This window comes from Haloarcula sp. H-hyl6, assembly GCF_056934455.1.
This window is the reverse complement of the sequence record NZ_JBRIIK010000003.1, coordinates 149,301-167,290: the sequence shown is the minus strand read 5'-3', so window position 1 is coordinate 167,290 and position 17,990 is coordinate 149,301. Positions and strand designations below refer to the sequence as shown.

15 protein-coding genes are annotated in these 17,990 nt (G+C 61.2%); 1 reads left to right on the top strand and 14 read right to left on the bottom strand.

Features of this window, described 5'->3' with window-relative positions; genetic code table 11:
• Positions 1-49 precede the first annotated feature (49 nt).
• The 12 genes from Hhyl6_RS19320 to Hhyl6_RS19265 all read right to left on the bottom strand — a co-directional run bounded on the left by Hhyl6_RS19320 (position 50) and on the right by Hhyl6_RS19265 (position 14,926).
• Positions 50-2,275: an AAA domain-containing protein gene (locus Hhyl6_RS19320; RefSeq protein WP_483740886.1), complete on the bottom strand. Its 2,226-nt coding sequence runs from the start codon at positions 2,273-2,275 to the stop codon at positions 50-52.
• Positions 2,276-3,025: 750 nt separating this feature from the next.
• The gene (locus Hhyl6_RS19315; RefSeq protein WP_483740885.1) at positions 3,026-4,279 is read right to left on the bottom strand and encodes a Glu/Leu/Phe/Val family dehydrogenase; all 1,254 of its coding nucleotides are present in this window, start codon (positions 4,277-4,279) and stop codon (positions 3,026-3,028) included.
• 123 nt (positions 4,280-4,402) lie between these two features.
• Entirely contained in the window at positions 4,403-4,705 is a 303-nt protein-coding gene (locus Hhyl6_RS19310) for a hypothetical protein (RefSeq protein WP_483740884.1), read from the bottom strand.
• 192 nt (positions 4,706-4,897) lie between these two features.
• Complete coding sequence (locus Hhyl6_RS19305; RefSeq protein ID WP_483740883.1) at positions 4,898-5,041, bottom strand: rubrerythrin-like domain-containing protein; 144 nt, start codon at positions 5,039-5,041, stop codon at positions 4,898-4,900.
• Positions 5,042-5,162: 121 nt separating this feature from the next.
• Complete coding sequence (locus Hhyl6_RS19300; protein WP_483740882.1) at positions 5,163-8,033, bottom strand: bacterio-opsin activator domain-containing protein; 2,871 nt, start codon at positions 8,031-8,033, stop codon at positions 5,163-5,165.
• A 369-nt stretch (positions 8,034-8,402) separates the two neighbouring features.
• Positions 8,403-8,735, bottom strand: coding sequence for a HalOD1 output domain-containing protein (locus tag Hhyl6_RS19295; RefSeq protein WP_483740881.1), 333 nt, complete (start codon positions 8,733-8,735; stop codon positions 8,403-8,405).
• 250 nt (positions 8,736-8,985) lie between these two features.
• Positions 8,986-9,246 carry a DUF8071 domain-containing protein gene (locus tag Hhyl6_RS19290; protein WP_483740880.1) on the bottom strand — a complete coding sequence of 87 codons (261 nt, stop codon included), beginning with the start codon at positions 9,244-9,246 and terminating at the stop codon, positions 8,986-8,988.
• An 812-nt stretch (positions 9,247-10,058) separates the two neighbouring features.
• Positions 10,059-10,496, bottom strand: coding sequence for a universal stress protein (locus tag Hhyl6_RS19285; protein ID WP_483740879.1), 438 nt, complete (start codon positions 10,494-10,496; stop codon positions 10,059-10,061).
• Between the two features lie 207 nt (positions 10,497-10,703).
• Complete coding sequence (locus Hhyl6_RS19280) at positions 10,704-11,528, bottom strand: YihY/virulence factor BrkB family protein (protein WP_483740878.1); 825 nt, start codon at positions 11,526-11,528, stop codon at positions 10,704-10,706.
• Positions 11,529-11,636: 108 nt separating this feature from the next.
• Positions 11,637-13,292 (bottom strand): right-handed parallel beta-helix repeat-containing protein, encoded by a 1,656-nt coding sequence (locus Hhyl6_RS19275; protein WP_483740877.1) that lies wholly within the window; start codon positions 13,290-13,292, stop codon positions 11,637-11,639.
• A gap of 198 nt (positions 13,293-13,490) precedes the next feature.
• Positions 13,491-14,780: a glutamate dehydrogenase GdhB gene (gdhB, locus tag Hhyl6_RS19270; protein WP_483740876.1), complete on the bottom strand. Its 1,290-nt coding sequence runs from the start codon at positions 14,778-14,780 to the stop codon at positions 13,491-13,493.
• Positions 14,781-14,782: 2 nt separating this feature from the next.
• Entirely contained in the window at positions 14,783-14,926 is a 144-nt protein-coding gene (locus tag Hhyl6_RS19265; protein ID WP_483740875.1) for a rubrerythrin-like domain-containing protein, read from the bottom strand.
• Positions 14,927-15,392: 466 nt separating this feature from the next.
• Between Hhyl6_RS19265 and Hhyl6_RS19260 the strand changes: the two genes are divergently transcribed.
• Positions 15,393-16,553 (top strand): zinc ribbon domain-containing protein, encoded by a 1,161-nt coding sequence (locus tag Hhyl6_RS19260; protein ID WP_483740874.1) that lies wholly within the window; start codon positions 15,393-15,395, stop codon positions 16,551-16,553.
• A 186-nt stretch (positions 16,554-16,739) separates the two neighbouring features.
• Here Hhyl6_RS19260 and Hhyl6_RS19255 read toward each other — a convergent pair whose 3' ends face one another.
• Together Hhyl6_RS19255 and Hhyl6_RS19250 are read right to left on the bottom strand one after the other, a co-directional pair.
• Complete coding sequence (locus tag Hhyl6_RS19255) at positions 16,740-17,045, bottom strand: DUF8000 family membrane protein (protein WP_483740873.1); 306 nt, start codon at positions 17,043-17,045, stop codon at positions 16,740-16,742.
• Between the two features lie 346 nt (positions 17,046-17,391).
• On the bottom strand, positions 17,392-17,850 hold the full coding sequence (locus tag Hhyl6_RS19250; RefSeq protein ID WP_483740872.1) for a pyridoxamine 5'-phosphate oxidase family protein: 459 nt from the start codon (positions 17,848-17,850) through the stop codon (positions 17,392-17,394).
• Positions 17,851-17,990: the final 140 nt, after the last annotated feature.

The following is a 17,990-nucleotide window of genomic DNA, read 5'->3' as shown; positions in this document are numbered from 1 at the left end:
AAACACAGCATGCCCAAAGAATTAGGTGTTATTTGAAGTGGGCGACGGGCTATATTGGGATGAAATCCGGGTCGACGGCGCTCAAGCGGTTCGTGTTCTCGAAGTACTGGTAGAACGACTCGTAGCAGTCGGTGCACTTCCCGTCGGCGTCGTACCGGAGCGTGTGCCAGTCGGCGACGATTGCGCAGTAGCGTTTGGCGCGCGTGAGCGCGACGTTCAGGCGACGGGGGCCGTCCGCGGGTCGGCCGAGAAAGCCCACGTCTCCCTCGCCGTTGCTTCGGACGAGCGAGAGGACGATGGCCGTTCGCTCGCCACCCTGAAACGAGTCGATGGTGTCGACGGTGACCCGGTCGGCCACGTCGAGGGTGTCAGACAGCGTGTCTCGGATGCAAGCCAGTTGCGCGGTGTAGGGTGTGATGACGCCGATTTCGTCGGGCGGGACGTCCTCCAGTAACTCCGACACGAGGTGGGTGACGAGGCGCGCCTCCGTCGGGTTCGCCTTGGAGTGGCCGACGGTCCTGACTTCGCCCCCCACGTTGTACCCTTCGAGCGCCGGTCGGTCGGGCAGGGAGTCGACGGCACGGCCGTTCCGAAGCGTGCGGTCGTAGAACTCTCGGTTCGGGAAGTACGCGATGTCGCGGTGCATCCGGTACTGGGTCTGGAGTTGGAGGCCGACGCCCTCGTAGACGCCGCCCTCGGCGTAGAGATGCTCGAACAGCGAGTGACCGTAGCTCGACTCGGGTGGCTCGTCACGGGCGCTGAAGGGTGGTAACTGCCGGTGGTCGCCGGCCAGCACGGCCCGTCGGGCGCGAACGAGCGGGATACACGAGGCCGTACAGGTAGACTGGGTCGCCTCGTCGAGGACGAGCAGGTCGAACTCTCGGGCCACTGTGGCGGCGCTGCTGTTCGTAGTCGCGACCACCTCCGCGCGCCCGGGGACGTCGCGGTACGCGCGCGAGACGACGTCGCTGTCGGAGTTGCTCGCGTTCACTCGGTCGAGCGTGAACTCGCCGGCCCCGTGTTGCCCGTAGGCGTGCAGCGACCGTTCGTCGGGGATGTCGGCCGTGGAGGACCCGGCGACTAGGTTGTCGACGGCCTGATTCGAGTCGGCGCAGACGAGGACGCTCTCGCCCGCGGCGGCGGCCCGTCGGACGATTTCGACGAGGGTTCGCGTCTTACCGGTCCCCGGCGGCCCGTGGATGCAGAACAGGTCGTCGGCGAGTAGCGCGTGTTCGACGGCGAGTCGCTGCTCCTGATTCAGCGCCTCGTCGCGACGCTCGCTCTGGGCCGCCGCACCGTTCGAGAAGGTGACGGGTCGCGTCCCAGCGAGGACGTCGCCGAGGCGGTGGTCTCGGAGTCGCTCGACGGCCGACCGCTCCCGGTCGAACGGCACTGGGTTCAACAGCGCCGTGACGCCGAAGGTAGCGTCGTCGCGGCCGAGGACGGTGCGGAGGGTCGTCGCCCCGCTGACGGCACCCCAACCGACTCTGAGCCACACGTTCAGCCCGCGGATGCGCTCGACGGTCGCGTCGACGGGGAACTGGTCGCCGCCGCGCCCCGCAACCACGTGGAGTTCCACCTCGTTCCCCTCGTGGATACCGAACTCGGACTCCACGAAGTAGGCCCAGTCTCCGTCACGACGGTCTTCGAGGTGGGCAGGTAGGTCGACGCGAAAGCGGTACTCGCCGTCGCCCTCGGACCCGACAGAGTGGAGTCGCGGAATCGCGTCGCCGCCGGACTCGTAGAGCGCCTGTGGCGACCGACCGGCCGCACGCTCCCGGTTCGACTCCCGAGTCGCCGCACGCTCGCTCTCGACGAACGTTTCGAGGTCCGCTACGAGCGTCTCCGGGTCGATGGGGTTGCGGGCGGGTTCGCTGTCGTCGATTGGCGAGTCGTAGGTCGGCGGGTACGTCTCGGGGACGAAATCGGAGTGCCAGAACCGGATGCGGTCGGCCAGTCGCGTCTCGCCGAACGCCTCCGCGTCGAGGAAGTCGCGTTCCCCGTCGCGTTCGAAGACGAAAATCGGACCGTGGAGCGAGTGGTCGGTGAACGCCACGAACGAGTCGGCCAGCGCCGCGTCGTTCTCCCCGTGGAGGGGGATGCACGTCCAGTCCTCGTCGGGATGGGCGAGGGCGTCGTGATGCTCGGCGAACTCCGCGACCGGTCTGGCCGGCACCGACGGCCCACCGTCGACGAGGTCGGCGTCCGTCACCGCGTGGAGGGTCGCATCGGCGAGTTCGAAGTCCCCGATGACGTGGTCGAACAGGAGCGACATCTGCCTCCGCGCTTGCCCTTCCGGAATAAAACACTAGGTGCAGACCGCCCGTCGGGACGCCGCTCACGCTCGACACGCGACCACTCGGCCGGCAGTCGAGGGTTGAGTTTGCGTGATGAAGACGTAACCGACGCGGGAACGTACGAGGTGGACGGCCCGGCGGTGCTCACCTACGAGGACTTCCTCGACCGGACGGCGGACGTCGCCGGACGGCCGTAGATAATCGGTCCGGTCCCGGTGTTGACACCCCGCCAATCGACCTATTGGGTGCTCGTGACGGGTCAGTCGTCGACAGCAGGGACATCTCCCCGGACCGAACTGCCCATGGCTTAGGCCACTTTTGAAACATCAACTACATTTAGGCTGAGTGCGTATAGGGTGATGCCGGGACAGGGTCGTCACTCGGTTCCGGAGTGCTGTCAGAGGCGCACGATGTCTGAACTCGTCGGCTCTGCCGATTGGGACGGACATCGATTTGCAAACTGCTGACACGCGGCATACAGAAATGATTATTTACTTCTCGTTTGTACCATTTGGTAGGGACCCGGCTTGTCACCGTTTGGTGACGACGTGCCTCTGACAGCAACGAATATCCGGGTCCCAGGTACTGACCGCTGAGCGACGGCTGTGAGCGTCTGTCAGTCGGCCATCGGCAGCCACGGGGCGTGAAAGAGCGGTAGAGTACCCACGGTGACGGTTCACGTCACCGCTCGACGGCTGGGACGAAAATTCCCTACGCTGCGAGCCGATTCAGGGCCACGTCCCGGCCTGCTCGCCGGCGTCGATGACGCGCTGGAGTGCGACGACGTAGGCGGCGGTCCGGAGCGACGGGAGTTCTCGGCTCTCGTAGGCGTCGACGAGGTTCCAGAACTGGTCGACGATGGTCGAATCGAGTTCCTCGTTGACGCGCTCTTCGGACCAGTAGAACCGCTGGCGGTTCTGCACCCACTCGAAGTACGAGACGACCACACCGCCGGCGTTCGCGAGGATGTCCGGGATGACGAGGACGTCTTCGTCCCTGAGAACGTCGTCGGCCGCGGGCGTAATCGGGCCGTTGGCTGCCTCGGAGACGACGTCTGCCTCGATGTCGTGTGCGAGTGACTCGTCGATTGCGTTCTCCAGAGCGGCCGGAATCAGCAGGTCGACGTCCAGCGTCAGCAGTTCGTCGTTGGTGAGTTCCTCGTCGGCGCCGTCGTACCCGGCGACGCTCCCGGTCTCGCGTTTGAACTCCTTGACGTCGACGGGGTCGAAGGAGTCCTCCGCGTAGATGGCTCCGCTGGAGTCCGAGACGGCGACCACGTTGGCCCCCATCTCGTAGATGAGTTTCGCCGCAATCCAGCCGGCGTTGCCGAAGCCCTGCACTGCGACCGTCGCGCCTTCGAGGTCCTTATCGAGATACTCGAACGCTTCACGCGCCGCGACGACAGTCGAGCGTCCGGTCGCCTCGACACGGCCCTCGCTCCCACCGCTCGAAAGGTCCTTCCCGGTGATGACACCCGGTTCGGTGGTGTTCTCGATGGTCTCGTAGGTGTCCTTGATCCAGTTCATCTCGCGCTGACCCGTATTGACGTCCGGCGCAGGGATGTCTCGGTCGACGCCGATAAGCGGGGTCAACTCCTCCGCGAAAGCGCGGGTGATGCGCTCCAATTCGCTTTCGGAGTATTCGCTGGGGTCGATGACGATGCCGCCTTTCCCGCCACCGAGGGGGATGTCGCTCGTCGCCGTCTTGTAGACCATCCACCCCGAGAGCGCCTTGACCTCGTCGCGGCTGACCTGCGGGTGGTATCGGATACCGCCCTTGTAGGGGCCACGGTCGCCGTTGAACTGCGACCGGTACGCACGGAACACTTCGACCGAACCGTCGTCCATCTCGACCGAGAGGTTCGTCTCCAGTATCCGCTCGGGGTTCTTCAGCCGCTCGATCTGGCCGTCGGAGACGTCCAGGTATTCAGCCGCCTCGTCGATCTGTGTCCGCAAGCTCTGGTACGGGTTTATCTCGGACATACATCTACCAGCGAAATCGAGATACCAAAAGCTATCCATTGTGTCCGGATTTTGAGTATATCCGGGGGTAGAGATACCTCTACCGAGAGGGCTTTCTCCGCACTTCTATGGCGGTCTATGGTCTCAGAGCGTCATCTTCTTATCATATTCTCTAACTTTCAGTCCGCCCGACTCTTCGGAGACCCGAACAGCGGTCTCTGTGTCGAGTGCCACAGCGTCTCCAACTTGCGTCACCTCGCTCGCTGGAACGTCGACCACGTCGACGTTCGGCAGTAGACAATCGCGGTGCTCTGCAAGTTCGAGGAGGACGTCTTCGCTGGGGAAGTGCCAGATTCGCGTGACTGCGCGGAACAGCGGCAACGACGTCGGTTCCTCTACGTACCTGACGGCTCTCGTCTCTTCTAGACGACTTTGAACGTCTGTCATGGCTGAGTCAGATTTTGCGAGTTTCGCTGAACGTCCCCAACTATCGGGTCACGACCTGTCTGCCGGTGGTCCGCCCGTTCGGTTTCACCTCGGCCGGCGGTCGCCCGGTCGATACCGTCGGCACGCATTCCGGTGATTCTGGGCGGTCGCTGAGCAGACCGGTGGCGGCGATGCTGGGTCCGACCGGCATCGTCACTCCATCGGAGTGTGGCGATTTCGCATCTCGCCGCCACAGTTCGGACAGGGGTCGGGATTGTCCTCCGCAACGACGACGGCTCCGCACTCGAAGCACTCGTACGGCGTTTCCTCGTCGGGAGTTTGCGTGACATCTCTCATAGTGCGCTCACGAGTGCCAGCCGTCGGCCGCGGCACTCAACTGGAACAAAGACGGGTATAAGCGAATACTCTGTAGTTTAGCAACAAGGTAGGCCGAGAGGTGGGAGTTTACTATTGAACCCTACCTCTCGGCGGGACCGACGGAGACGCTCTGTTCTTCGAAAATCGTCGTGAACAGCTTTCGTTGTACTGTCCGGACGTGCTGATAGAACGCGGGCGGGGAGATATCGAGCATCGAGGCGACGTCTTCACCGGTGCTCTCACGTGGCGACTCGAAGAAGCCGCTGTAATAGGCCGTCTGGACCACTTCGAGTTGCCGTTCGGTGAGGTCAGAGAGGAACCGCGTGTAGACGTCGTGCTCTGCCCCTTGGTCGAACGTCTGCTTGCTGTGGAGTTCGACGTCGGCGAACGCCTCGTCCATCAACTGCGAAACCGTCCTGAGGTCGATGCTGTCGGGAGCATCGATGGTCAGCGTCGTGGACGTCGCGTCCGCAGTCGCTTCCCGGAAGACGGCACCGTGGTCCGCCAACTCCAGCGCGAGAAACGGCCGGGTGAGTCCCAGTCGAAGGACGCCGCCGTCGCTCTCCTCGCTTATCTGTCGGACGTCGGCGACGCCGGCGAGCTCGGATGCGGCAGCCTGCACGTCCTCGATATCGGCATCTTCGACGGTGACGAACACGTAACTGCCGTCTGTCGTCTGTTGGACGCCGCCCTGGTAGGAGAGGGTGCAGTCGGCTACCCGGGCGAGACGGGAGAGGATGAACGTCTCGTCGTCGATTTCGAACGTGGCACGGGTCAGCGAGGTCGTGAGAAGTGCGTTTCGCCGCTCGATGGCGCTGAGTGCCGAGGCTATCGTCTCCCCTAGTTCAACCATTACGGACCGAGCGGTCGTATCGAACGCGTCCCGAGAGTCCGCATACACCGTCAGGACGCCGTGCGTGAGGTCGTTGTACACGAGCGGAATGCTCAGGACGGACATGAAGTCGCGGGTGAGTGCGTCTGCGCGCCACGAATCCTCACGGAGGTTGGTCGCGACGTTTGGCACCATGGTCACGTCGCCGTCCGCCGCAGTCTTCCCGGCCGGTTCGGTGCCCGAGGGGTCGACGCTGAACTCGTTGCTCTCCAGATACCCCTGTTCGTCACCCGCCCACGCCCGCGGTTCGAGCGTGTCGGACGTCGAGTCGACGCCACCGATCCACGCGAAACTGAACCGGTCGTCGCTAGTCAGCAGTTCGCACACGCTGTGGTCTATCTCGTCGCGCGTTTCCGCCTGTACTATCGCCCTGTCGATAGCTCTGATGGTCTCGTTGATGCGGTTCAGTGCAGTGAGCTGTTCGTTTTGCTGCTGGAGCTGTCGCTCTTGGGCGCGGAGTTGTGACTCTCGCGTGACGCGGTCGAGTGCCGCCTCAGCGGTCGCCGCGAGCAGGTCCGCGAGTTCTCGGGTGACCTCGTCGAACGCCCCGATGTCGGTGGTCCCGGCGACGAAGATGCCGTGGTCGCCAAGCGGGACGTAGCCCGCACTCCTGAGGTCCGTGGCCCGGTTATCGAGCCGCTCGGCCTCGTGCACGTCGTCGAAGAACATCGCCGTCCCCTCTATGAACGCCGACCCAGGAAGCGAGTCTCCGTCGGCGTGAACGCCTGGGAGAGGGCCGTGGCTATCCCGCATCGCCTGCGAGTAGGTGGCCGGTCGGAGTTCGTTACTGTCGGCGTCGAACAGGTACACCGCGGTCGCGTCGAGGTCGAGGACACCCGGAGCGTTGTCGACTATCTGTTGGGCAATCTCGTCGTGGGTTCCCGCGTACAGGAACCCCCGTGCGAGTTCCTGTAACGTCGCCAGCGCCTCCTCCCGTTGCTTGCGTTTCGTGATGTCACGGCAGCTGTAGAGTAGCTTGCCGCCTTGGATGTCGACCTCCCGGACGTTGACCAGTAGCGTATGTTCCCGACCGGCCTTGTCGGTCGCCGTACACTCGATGTTCTTGAGGCTCCCAGTCTCGGCGAGTTCCTCCCGGTCGAAGAGGTCCTCGCCGAGGAGGTCGTCGATAGTCCCCCGAGTACGTATCTCGTCCGCCGTGTATCCGAAGATGAAGTGGACGTTGGGACAGACGTACGTGTAGTCGCCGTCCTCGTCGGTGATGAGGACGGTGTCGGTCATGTTGTTGAGCGTTACCCGATGGAGTTCTTCGGACTGGCGGAGGTTGCGTTCGAGCGCGACTCTATCCGTAATCTCGACGCCCTTGACGACGATGGAGGAGAGGTCACCGTGGTCGTCCTCGACGGGCCGAATCGAGAGGTCGATGACGCGCTGGGTCTCGCCGTCCCGCGGGTCGGCGATGGTCGCGTTGCTGAACGTCCCGTCGCGCGTCTGTTCGACGAGTTGTCGGACCTCGCTTCGGGTCGACGCCGTGTTCGACCAGCACGTGAGCGACCAGAACGGCTCTCCGACGATTGGGTCCGACTCGTCGTCTATCATCTCACGTGCTGTCTGGTTAGCCCGGACGAGGGTTCCGTCGGGGTCGAGAACCCACGTCGCCGTCTGGCTGTCACGGAATACGGCGTCGAACTGCCGCGCCCGTTCCCGTCTGTCACTCGCCCGCCGTTCGGAACGCAACGCGTCTTCGATTCGGTTCGACATCGTCGCAGCCGTCTGCTCAGCGGGGTCTTCGACCACAACGTAGTCGGTGACGCCGGCCGAAATGGCCTCGCTGGCGACTGTTTCGTCGCCGTTCGCCGTTCCGAGAAGGACAGGCAGTGTCGGCTCTGTTTCCCGCACCTCTCTCAAAAGGTCGAGGCCGGTCGTCCCATCCAGTGTATACGCCGTGACGAGGCAGTCGATGGGGCTCTCGTCGACGACACTCAACCCATCCTGTGCCGTTTCAGCCCGATGTACGGCCGCTCCAGTGTTTGATTCGAGTTCCGCTGCGAGTGCTTCCAGCCAGTCGGTCGCGCCGACGAGAAGGACGTCCGCAGATTCGAGCGGGAATCTGGTCCCCATCGTCAGTCACCCTCTAACCGGTCATCGACTTGGATTTCGTGCGCGCGCGCCGAACCGATTCCAGTCCCGTGACCCTGGCTGGGGAGGAGAAGCGCTTTCATCGATGGTTCACAATCAAACCCCTCTCAGTAAAGACGTTCGGTAGTCAACAAACCGGTCCTGTACGGCGACGTCGCTGAACGTCCGCAACTGCCGTCGAGAGTGCCCGGCGAGTCGAGCAATCTCACCGCATCACAGGCATCCGCGTGTCTGACTGCACCCACGCGTCTTCGTTTTCCACGTCCTGAACGACTGTCAGTAGTGTAGACCCGCTCCGGTATTCGATTGCCCGATAGTTGCCGTGCTGACGAACGTCTTCCTCACCGTCGGTTAGCATTGCTGGTCGTCTCCCCCCGAAAGTGCCGAATCAGTCAGTACCGGTGGCGACTCGCTCCCGAGTTCTCGGACAGACACAGTGTCGTCGTGACCCACTTGCACCTCGTAGTCTTCGACAGTGAAGGTCGCATAGCCCGACGCGGCGTTCCCACCGCTAGTGGTCGAATCGAATAGCGACGATAACGCGTCTACGTCGATGTAATCGTTTAGAGGCGGGAGTTCTGCAGGTTGCACCCCACGCTCCCGAGCGAGCTTTTCTGTAATCTTCAGCAGTACGCTATCATCACCGCCTGAACAGTGCGGACTTCGGGTCGAGGACCGGTTCATCAATACAATAGATACTACTGTTCCAACCGACTTACTCTCTATTAGTAAGTATATACCGCTGGGGGAGACGGAGAGGCTAGACTGCTAGCCCCCAAGAAATGAGCGAGGCTCCTGGAGTCAACTTGATTCAGCGAGCGGAAGTAACCCGTCTCATACCGACGGTTGTGTCTGCCTTTGTTCCTCGGTCACTCGCCGCCGTCGCCCGCCGCCGTGGAATCCTCTAGTGCGGACGATTTTGTCGGCAGGGGACCTACACGACGGTCTGGACACCTTGGCGGATGGTCGTTCCGAGAAGGTACCCCGAAACACCGAAGAGAACCCCGTATAGAAGTGCCATCTCGATTGGGAAGGTGACCGCATACTGAGGACTGATAGGGGAGGCAAAGTGGTTCACTCCCCATCCCGCGACCGGCGCACTCGCTAGCAGTACCGTCGGCACCACTCCCGCTCTGAGAGACGCACTTACCACTGCGAGTCCCAGAAGGACACCACCACCGAGGTAGAAATACATCCCCAGGCTCCCGTCGTAAGTCGGTAGGGCTTATTGGATCGGCAGATAACTCTCCGTGACGGCAACGTAGCGAGCAGTCCCAACACCAGCCACGACTGCAAGGAGGGAGACGACGACTGCGCTCACCCGATTCCCGATTGGTCGTATCGGGGGCTTTGCTGCGGCCGAGTCAACCAACGATTGGACTTGCGAACTGAATCGACTCATTTTGGAGGGCTCCATTCACTCCGAGAATCGATTCCGTAATAAATCGGCCTGAGACTCAAAGTTCGGTTTCAGCGACGCCGCTTACAGGGGGACTCGTAGTGCGTATCCTCGACGAAACCGCTGATACAACGTCGCGGCCGCGCGACCGATACGCGGTGTGTTGATGGCACCCCCTCGCCAAGCAATCAGCGATTGACCCGCTCCTGCCCGAAAATCGTGGTCCCCCACGTTTCACGAACCACTGAGAACGGGCCCTGACCCAATCAATTCGGCTCTACGTTCATCATCTACGACGACGAACGTTCTGATGGGTCCCGAACAGGACTCGAACCCGGCCGCGGTGTGTGTTGTACCATGCTCGATGCCGCAGGCCGACCCGAGGGTTCGGGCCCCCCTCCCCCAAATCCGTGCTTGTGTGGCCTCCTCCGTGGGGGGTTCTGTTCCATCGACCTGTCGGCTCGCGACGGAAAAGTTAGCGTACACAGTATCCACAGCGCTGGTTCCGTGAGGTAAGGCTCCCTTCGTGGTCAGAATCAGCACCTATCACTGGTCAGTAATACGGCGGCATCGGTCGTCGAGTGGTCGAGCGTACGAACTGTCGGCTGTCACATCGTGAACACTGGTACCTCGAGTGAGCCGATGACGCGGTTCGTTATCGAGCCGATGAGCGGCTTGTCGGGGTCCGAACGGCCCCGCTTCCCCATGACGACGAGGTCGATGTCGTGCTCCTCCACGTACTCGATGATGGCCTCGATGGGCGTGTTCGCCGTGACCTTCGTCACGGTGGGAACGTCTTCGTCGGCGGCGAGGTCAGCTATCTCCGAGACGAACGTCTGTCCCTTCTTCTCCATCCGGTCACGCGTCTCTTCGATATCGCTCGGGATGGCGACGTAGTCGGCGTCGCCCATGTCCATCGCGTACAGGACGTGCAACGTGGCTCCGTTGCGCTTTGCGAACTTGATGGCCTGAATAGCTCCGTTTCGGGCGGATTTACTCCCGTCGGTCGGAACCAGAATGTCGTCGAAGTCGATGGCTTCGTCCATGGCTGACGTATCATCCCAGAACAAGTAATTCTTGCCCACGGTTCACACTGTAGACGGGGATTACTGCACTGGCAGAGGTGGTCGCCGAGGACACTGTGAGTGCACTCTGTCATTGACGCCGACTACGCCCGCAGCGACTCCCGACCGACCCCCTCGAACCCCGGCCGAGGGCCTCAGTTCGACGTCTCGTCGGCCCATCGCAGTATCTCAGCGCGCAGACTCGGCTGTCGTTTCGACGACCGCACCAGCACGGCCGATGGCGACGGCGTTGACGACGGCACCGAGAAGCAGAACGACGCCGCTGAAGTACAGCCACGTGACCAACAGGAGGATACTCGCGATGAGATTACCCCCACTTCCACTCAGAGAAACGTACACCTGGAACAACACCTGCAGGATAGTCCACCCGACGGCCCCGACAATCGTCCCTGGAAGTACGTCGCGCGGTGCGACGTCGACGTCCGGAAACAAGTAGTACATCGGGAAGAACGCCACGCAGAGGCCGACGACGAGTAGCAGGGGGATTACACTTCCGATGAATGGGATTCCCGAGAAGAGCGCGACGATACTGGTGGCTCCCACCATCGCGATGATGCCCAGCGTGAGAGTGAGAAGCACGAGCAGACTCTTCTTGATTTGGCCGAGGAGCGACTCCTTGGCAGTCGTCTCGTAAATCTCCGAGAACGCAGTATCGAGGCCGCGGAATACTTTGATTGCACCCCAGACGAGCGTGAGCGCCCCGATGAGAGAGGCCCCAATCGTCGAGCCGGTTCCGGCGTCGCTCTGTTGGGCTATCATCACCTCGATAACGCCGCCGACAGATGGAGAGACACTGGTGGTGGTGACGTCGATAATCTCTTGCTGTAGTTCGGGCGCGCCCAGGACAGACACTGCGAGTAAGAAGAACAGGACCAGTGGGACGAGCGAGATGAATGCGCTGTAGGCGATACTGCCAGCGAGGAAGGTCACGTTCTTCTCGCTGAAGACGGTCTTGACTATCTTCGCGTGCGAGATAGCCGCCTGCGTGTCCATACCTCGTATATCTCACTCGGACACCGTAATCGGCGGGGCCGCTACTGACTGGCCGGTGGTTAACTGTATCGCAGACCCGCTCAAATCCCGCTCTCCCGTGCTTCCGCGTCAAGTGTCGTCGACGAACAGGTCGAACGTCGTCCCGGGCCGGCGGGTGACGATTTGGACGCCAACGTAATTCCCCCGGTCGTCCGTCCGATACGAGCACTCCTCTATCTGGCCGACGCCGCGCCCGTAGGAGAGGCGCGGCGGCTCTGCGAACGGGCGCTCGAAACGGACGGTGACGGAATCGCTCTGCGGCCCGGTCGACACGTCACGGTGGACGCCGTCGGCCGGCGTGTGGTTCTTGACCTGTGAGCTCGGGCTCGAGATACGCCACGGCTGTTGGCCGTCCGCCCAATTGCCGGCGTAGTGGTTGTTCCCCGCGCTGTCGGTCTCGGTGATCGCGGGTGCGCCGTTCTGGTGTACCGTGTTCGCCCGAACGGTGACGCCCGAGTCGGCCACGAGGATTGCCGGTGACGTGCGGTCGGCCGCCTGATTGTTGGCCGTGATGTGATTCGCGGAAATCGAGTTGCCCACCGTCGACGACGACCCCTCTACGAGGATGCCGGCGGTTCCCGCCCGGCGGACGTAGTTCCCCCGGATGGCGGACTTGGCCGCATCGCTGAGTCGGATACCGACCTCCCCCGGGCGTGTGATGAGGTTCCCGTCGACCGCCGCAGCGGTTGCGCCACCCACTCGAACACCCGCACGGCTGGACCGGGCGATGCTATTGTGTTGGATGCTGAGGTCCGACACCGACGTCTCGAAGACGTGAATCCCGTGGCCGCTGTAATCGTAGAGCTCGTTGTTCTTGATGGCGACGTTTCGGGCCTCTGCGACGTCGATGGCGACGCCGGCGAACCCCTCTTGGTCGGTCTGGAGGGCCTCGGTCGTCTGGACGCTCACGTTGTTCTGGACGCTGACGTTCTGGATAGGCTTCGGTCCGCGGATGTGACAGAAGCTCTTGTGTGAGCCGAACCCGATATTGCCGAAGATACTGACGTACTCCTTTGTGGAGGTCTGGGCCGTGTTTCGGGCCACTCCTATCAGGCTCCCTTCGACGCTGTTGCCGAGCAGGTTGCCGAAGATGGCGACGCTCTGGGCGGTATTGTTGTTCCGTTTCGGTGACCAAAGGTCACAGGCGACCGGCCGGTCGAGCCCGTTCGTGATGACGTTGCCCGAGACGATGAGGCGCTTGCCGCCGAGCTGGACGCCCCGGTCGCCGTATCGGTGGATGCGGTTGTTGATGACGCGGACTCCCGACGCCTGTCGGGCGACGCTGATACCGCTGCCGCCGTCCCCGTGGCGTGTGGGGTAGGTCGCGCGAATCTGGTTGCCCTCCAGCGTCACGTTCTGTGCGTCACGGACGGTGATGCCGTGGAGGCGGTTGGCGGTCTGGCTCTGGCCATCCGGATTTCCGTGAAAGCCGACACCGCGGACGTCTATCTCTCGACACCGGGAATTGTGCCCGATGCGGATGCCGCCGACGTTCGCGCCGTCTGCGGGCTTGATAACTGTCGGGACTTCCGGCCCGTCGACCGTTACGCCGTCGACGTCGATGTCCTGCCAGTCAGTCGTACGATACGGGGCGTTCTCTTGGCTAATATAGACCGTCTCGCCCGCCGAGAGGTCGTCGAACGCCGCTTCTAGTTCCGTTCGCGTCCTAACGATGGTCCCGTCTTTCACCTGACGGCCGTCGGCAGCGGTTGAGTTCTGACCCATTATGTTACAGCCCGAGAGCGTTCCCGCAGAGGAAGCGAGAAGCGCACAGAATGTCCGACGAGGAACATCGGCCATTACCGTTGAAGGCTATCGCTCTCGCGAGTAATGGAACTGGTGGCCGCCTCGACGAAGATAAAGGCCGTACGCAAGCGGTATCGATGGGAACCACGCCCGCTCAACGGAAGGATGAGGCTCTGGCTACGGCCACAACCCTCGTGCTTCGTGGGCTTCCGCGATGCGAGACAGCGCCACGATGTAGGCTGCGTCACGCCAGGTGACGTCGCGCTGCTGGAACTCCGACTGAACCGCATCCCAGGCGGACTGCATCTCCGCTTCTAGTTCGTCGTTCACCCGTTCGAGTGACCAGGCCCGGCGATTGATGTCCTGGAGCCACTCGAAGTAGCTCACCGTGACGCCACCGGCGTTGGCGAGAATGTCGGGAATCACAGCGACATCCCGTTCGGCGAGAATGGAATCAGCCGTGGTCGTCGTCGGACCGTTCGCGCCTTCGACGACGAAATCCGCGGCGATTGCGTCCGCGTTCTCCTTGGTGATAACGTTCCCCAGGGCGGCCGGAATGAGAACGTCGACGTCGAGCGTGAGTAACTCGTCGTTCGAAATTACCGTGTCCGCATATTTTGTGACCGCTTCCGGTTCTTCGTCATGTGTCGGGACAGACACCGTCTCTATTCCCTTTGGCTCGTACATGGCCCCGTTCACGTCGCTGATGGCGACGACTGTCGCGCCCCAGTCGTCGAGGAGGCGGGCAGCATTCGCCCCGACGCTCCCGTATCCCTGCACTGCGACCGTCGTTTCCTCGAGTGCCCGGTCGTAGTGTTCACACATCAGTTGCGTGATAATAGCGACACTCCGTCCGGGGGCTTCTTCACGGCCTTTACTGCCGCCGACCACGGGCGGCTTCCCGGTGACGGCGCCGGGTATCGTTTCGCCCTCCTGCATCGAGTACGCGTCCATCAACCACGCCATCGTCTGGTGGTCTGTCCCCATATCTGGTGCAGGGATATCCCGAGTGGGTCCGATATTGTCGCGAAGTTCTTGTGTGAACCGCCGAGTGAGCCGCTCTTTTTCGCCAGTACTCAGCTCCTTTGGGTTGACAGCGACACCGCCTTTCGCCCCACCGAAAGGGAGATTCATGACCGCGCATTTCCAGGTCATCCACATGCCGAGGCCCACACACTCGTCTCTGGTCACGTCGGGGTGGTATCGAATTCCACCTTTGTACGGTCCTCTGACACTGTCATGCTGGGCGCGATAGCCCGTGAACACCTCGACCGTCCCGTCGTCCCGTTCGATGGGTACGGTCACCTCGTGGACCTTTTTCGGGTGTTTGAGTCGTTCGACGATATTCGGGTCGATATCGAGATGGTCGGCAGCATGGTACAACTGGCGGCGAGCAGTTTCGAGTGCCGATTCCGATTCGGTCGATTCCGCCGTCTCGTCGCGGCCGGACTCAATTTTCGATGCCATGGTCACTCGAGCGGTGTCCGACGGTTTCGCATCGGTCCGCTACAGTTGGGGCATTGGCCGGGGCTGTTCTCTGCGACGACGATATTGCCACACCCGAAGCACTCGTACGGAGTTTCTTCGTCGGATTCAGGGTTGACGTCTCTCATTGTGAGTCACGAGCGCCCGGTTTGGTGGGGCACTCTATAAGGGGTAATAATTGTATAAGGGAATATCCGACTATTCACAATATAACTCAATCCGAATATAGTGGTTAGCTATTGAACCATCAGAGACGAGGCGGCTAGTGAGCGTCTTTCTTGAACAGTGCGGTAACAATTCCGCTGGAGGATTCAAGCGCGCTCATGGAACGCAGGCCACGCTCGCCACGACGCCTCCGAAGTCCGCCTCACACTGTCGACGGTGTTCTCCAAACTATCGCTGCCTGCATTACAGGGGTAGGACGAGTATACTGTCGTTCTCTCTCACGAGTGACCGGAAAGAGAGACTTCAGACAGTCGGTTTCAGACAGTTCGAGTATAGGCCCTCCAGTAATCTGGTAAGTAATCAACATGCAAATAGTAGCCAATTTATAACAATATCGATAGCGGTGTTGTGTCGTCGTGGGTGGACTAGATGGACCAGACTCCGAGTCTAATTCTCGAAAAACGAGTTGGACAGGACCACGATACTATACCGTTCCTTTCGTACGAACTCACATCTCACGTAGACCAAGCACTCAAACTACGGGTATCGGACTGTCTGCCGGGGCAATTCCATCCTGATGAGTTACGCTTCAAGAGGGAGACAGCCGACCACTGGACAGTCACCGACGACCGGTTCCTCTTCGAGCGTGCTATCGACTCGGAAGGAACACTGAAAACAGTGGTTGGCGTTCAGACTGAGGACGTTGACTCGCTGAACGCGTTCGCAGGGATGCCAACCGTCGAAGTCGCCCCGATCGAGTCTGAGGCGGACAAGGCCGACTCGGACTGGATACAGGTACCGGAGAACCAACTCGATATCCGGGGCCTCCCAACGGGAGAGTCTGCCACCATCGAGGAACAACTCGTTAGCGACGGGGGAAAAACTCCGTCAACGGTAGCACGAAGTCCCTCAGGAGAGGTGTCCGATAGTGACCAACCTGACTCGCGGGACGAAGCATCTGATAGGCTCGAATCGGCAATTCCGTCGGTGAAAGCCCTTGAATCGGATGGCGGAAAACCGACACTCTCGGATATCGACGTGGCCGCCAAAACGGCCGGCGACGGACCCAGTGAGCTACCTGCCCACTCTGGGACCACGCTCGTCGACGAGTTCATTCGGGCCCTCCAGGAGCCTGAGCTCTCCGATGTCCAGCGAAGGACGCTCCGTGCAGAACTCGGAGTCGAACCGGCGGCGAGTACGAACGCGCGTATAGAGCAGTGTCAAACACAGCTGAGTGATCTCGCAGCCTACATTGACGCGCTCGAAGAGTTCCTGAACGAGGAAGGCACCGGTGAGCAACTCCTCACAGAAGTTCAACGCGAACTGTCGTCCATCGAAGAACAGGTGACGGAGCTCGAGTCAGAGATTACGACTATTGCTAGGCGAGAAAGCGAATTACGGAAGCGAGTCGATAGTGTCGAGACCATGGAGTCAGCACTCGACGACGTCGAGAGTACTGTCGACTCTCTGGAGTCACGCCTTGATGAGACAGCGACGTCCCAGCAGACAGAGGTCGATTCGCTTCGAACGGCTATCGAAGAACTCAACGAGTGGCGATTAGAGGTAACGGGGGCGTTCACCGACACGTAGCGAGCGGAAGCCTACACGTTTAGCCGTGGGTGGATGTCAGGAAGAAATAGTGTCGTCTGGCTTCTCAGTACGTCAGTATCCGCCGTTCCCCGGTTGTTCGAAAACTCTCACTGATTCAATCTGAATACTATCACTGAATGGTCTGAAATTCGCGCTATACAACCCCCGGAGACAGTACCCAGGTAATCAGTCTTCCTCGTCGTCTCGCTCGGGTAGGTGACGGGTCGATTTCATCCATCGCTGTTTGGCCGCTTTTCCGAGGTACGCACCTGGGTCATCTGCGATGTCGTAGGGGATGTCTCTCCTCACAGCCGTGCTGAGGTGTTCGCTTAACTTGCCGCGCTTCCAGTACCACAGGTCGGCCGCCGCTACGAGTACCAACGCCGCCAGCGAGACAGCTACCAAAACGCTGGTCGAATCATCGAGTGGGAACACGACGAAGTAGGTCAGAATCAGCACAATCGCCAGTGAGGACGCGTAGAAGAGGTACACGATCGAGGTAAAATCTCGATAGTCCGAGCTATCCCGGTATCGGAGGTTCGGTATACGGACAATTAAAGCTCCTCGGTCGAGCGGCCTGCTACGAGGCCGTCGAAGCGACCCCACTCGGAGCACGAGTCGTTACGTTCGTACATCGTCTGGCGTCCCTCGTGCTCGGTGCCCACCTCCTAGCTCTCGTCTTCCCGGAGATTGTCTACCTGTTCGGCGGTGCGAGTGAATTAGCTAAACCTATTGCCTGGGGTCAAAGCCGGGTTCTCACTGTTGCTCTGGCTTGCCTCGATGTCGGCGCTTGAATATCTCGGTCTGCGGTGAGGGCTGTTCGTCGTGTCGACCCAAATTAGGAGGACGGCTCGCTTCCTCGCATCCGGTCAGTGTAGTCCCAGCTATACAGCTCGTTGGGTTGGATTCTGATGCGAATCTCGTCACGTGCGTCGCTCAACAGCCATTCGGCGAGGGCGGACTCGGCGTCGCCGAGATAGCGTTCGACGAGTGCCCGAAGCGTGTCCTTCGCCTTATCCGGCGACATCGAGGCAGTTCCGTTTCCTCTGACGCCGCGGTACGGCGGCTCGTTCGTCGAGATATCGAATGCGACTTCGGGGTCGCTATCGAGAAACCGGACGATGTGAGCGTTCGACCACGTCGCACACTCGAACGACTCGTTCCGGTACCGAAACCACAGCGCGACCATCCAGAGCGAGCCGTCTCCTCGTTGGGTGGCGATACGTATCGGAATCCTTGATTCCTCCAGAAACTCTTGGAGTTGTTCCTCTGACCAGGCACCAGATATCGTGGCCATAGGGGGATCTACGGAATCAACAGAGAAAATACCATTCTGACTGTCAGATCTAGCAAGACCAACGAGGGACACAGTGCGTATCGGTCAGTCGAGTTACGACGGTGCAGCCGCATCGGCGCTGTCGGGATGGTTCGACCGAA

What these genes read in the sequence shown, in the direction of transcription:
- Hhyl6_RS19275 (WP_483740877.1), bottom strand. Translation starts at nt 13,292, where the DNA reads ATGGGTCAGAACTCAACCGCTGCCGACGGCCGTCAGGTGAAAGACGGG.
- Hhyl6_RS19315 (WP_483740885.1), bottom strand. Translation starts at nt 4,279, where the DNA reads ATGTCCGAGATAAACCCGTACCAGAGCTTGCGGACACAGATCGACGAG.
- Hhyl6_RS19295 (WP_483740881.1), bottom strand. Translation starts at nt 8,735, where the DNA reads ATGAACCGGTCCTCGACCCGAAGTCCGCACTGTTCAGGCGGTGATGAT.
- Hhyl6_RS19290 (WP_483740880.1), bottom strand. Translation starts at nt 9,246, where the DNA reads ATGTATTTCTACCTCGGTGGTGGTGTCCTTCTGGGACTCGCAGTGGTA.
- Hhyl6_RS19265 (WP_483740875.1), bottom strand. Translation starts at nt 14,926, where the DNA reads ATGAGAGACGTCAACCCTGAATCCGACGAAGAAACTCCGTACGAGTGC.
- Hhyl6_RS19280 (WP_483740878.1), bottom strand. Translation starts at nt 11,528, where the DNA reads ATGGACACGCAGGCGGCTATCTCGCACGCGAAGATAGTCAAGACCGTC.
- gdhB (WP_483740876.1), bottom strand. Translation starts at nt 14,780, where the DNA reads ATGGCATCGAAAATTGAGTCCGGCCGCGACGAGACGGCGGAATCGACC.
- Hhyl6_RS19310 (WP_483740884.1), bottom strand. Translation starts at nt 4,705, where the DNA reads ATGACAGACGTTCAAAGTCGTCTAGAAGAGACGAGAGCCGTCAGGTAC.
- Hhyl6_RS19300 (WP_483740882.1), bottom strand. Translation starts at nt 8,033, where the DNA reads ATGGGGACCAGATTCCCGCTCGAATCTGCGGACGTCCTTCTCGTCGGC.
- Hhyl6_RS19285 (WP_483740879.1), bottom strand. Translation starts at nt 10,496, where the DNA reads ATGGACGAAGCCATCGACTTCGACGACATTCTGGTTCCGACCGACGGG.
- Hhyl6_RS19305 (WP_483740883.1), bottom strand. Translation starts at nt 5,041, where the DNA reads ATGAGAGATGTCACGCAAACTCCCGACGAGGAAACGCCGTACGAGTGC.
- Hhyl6_RS19260 (WP_483740874.1), top strand. Translation starts at nt 15,393, where the DNA reads ATGGACCAGACTCCGAGTCTAATTCTCGAAAAACGAGTTGGACAGGAC.
- Hhyl6_RS19250 (WP_483740872.1), bottom strand. Translation starts at nt 17,850, where the DNA reads ATGGCCACGATATCTGGTGCCTGGTCAGAGGAACAACTCCAAGAGTTT.
- Hhyl6_RS19320 (WP_483740886.1), bottom strand. Translation starts at nt 2,275, where the DNA reads ATGTCGCTCCTGTTCGACCACGTCATCGGGGACTTCGAACTCGCCGAT.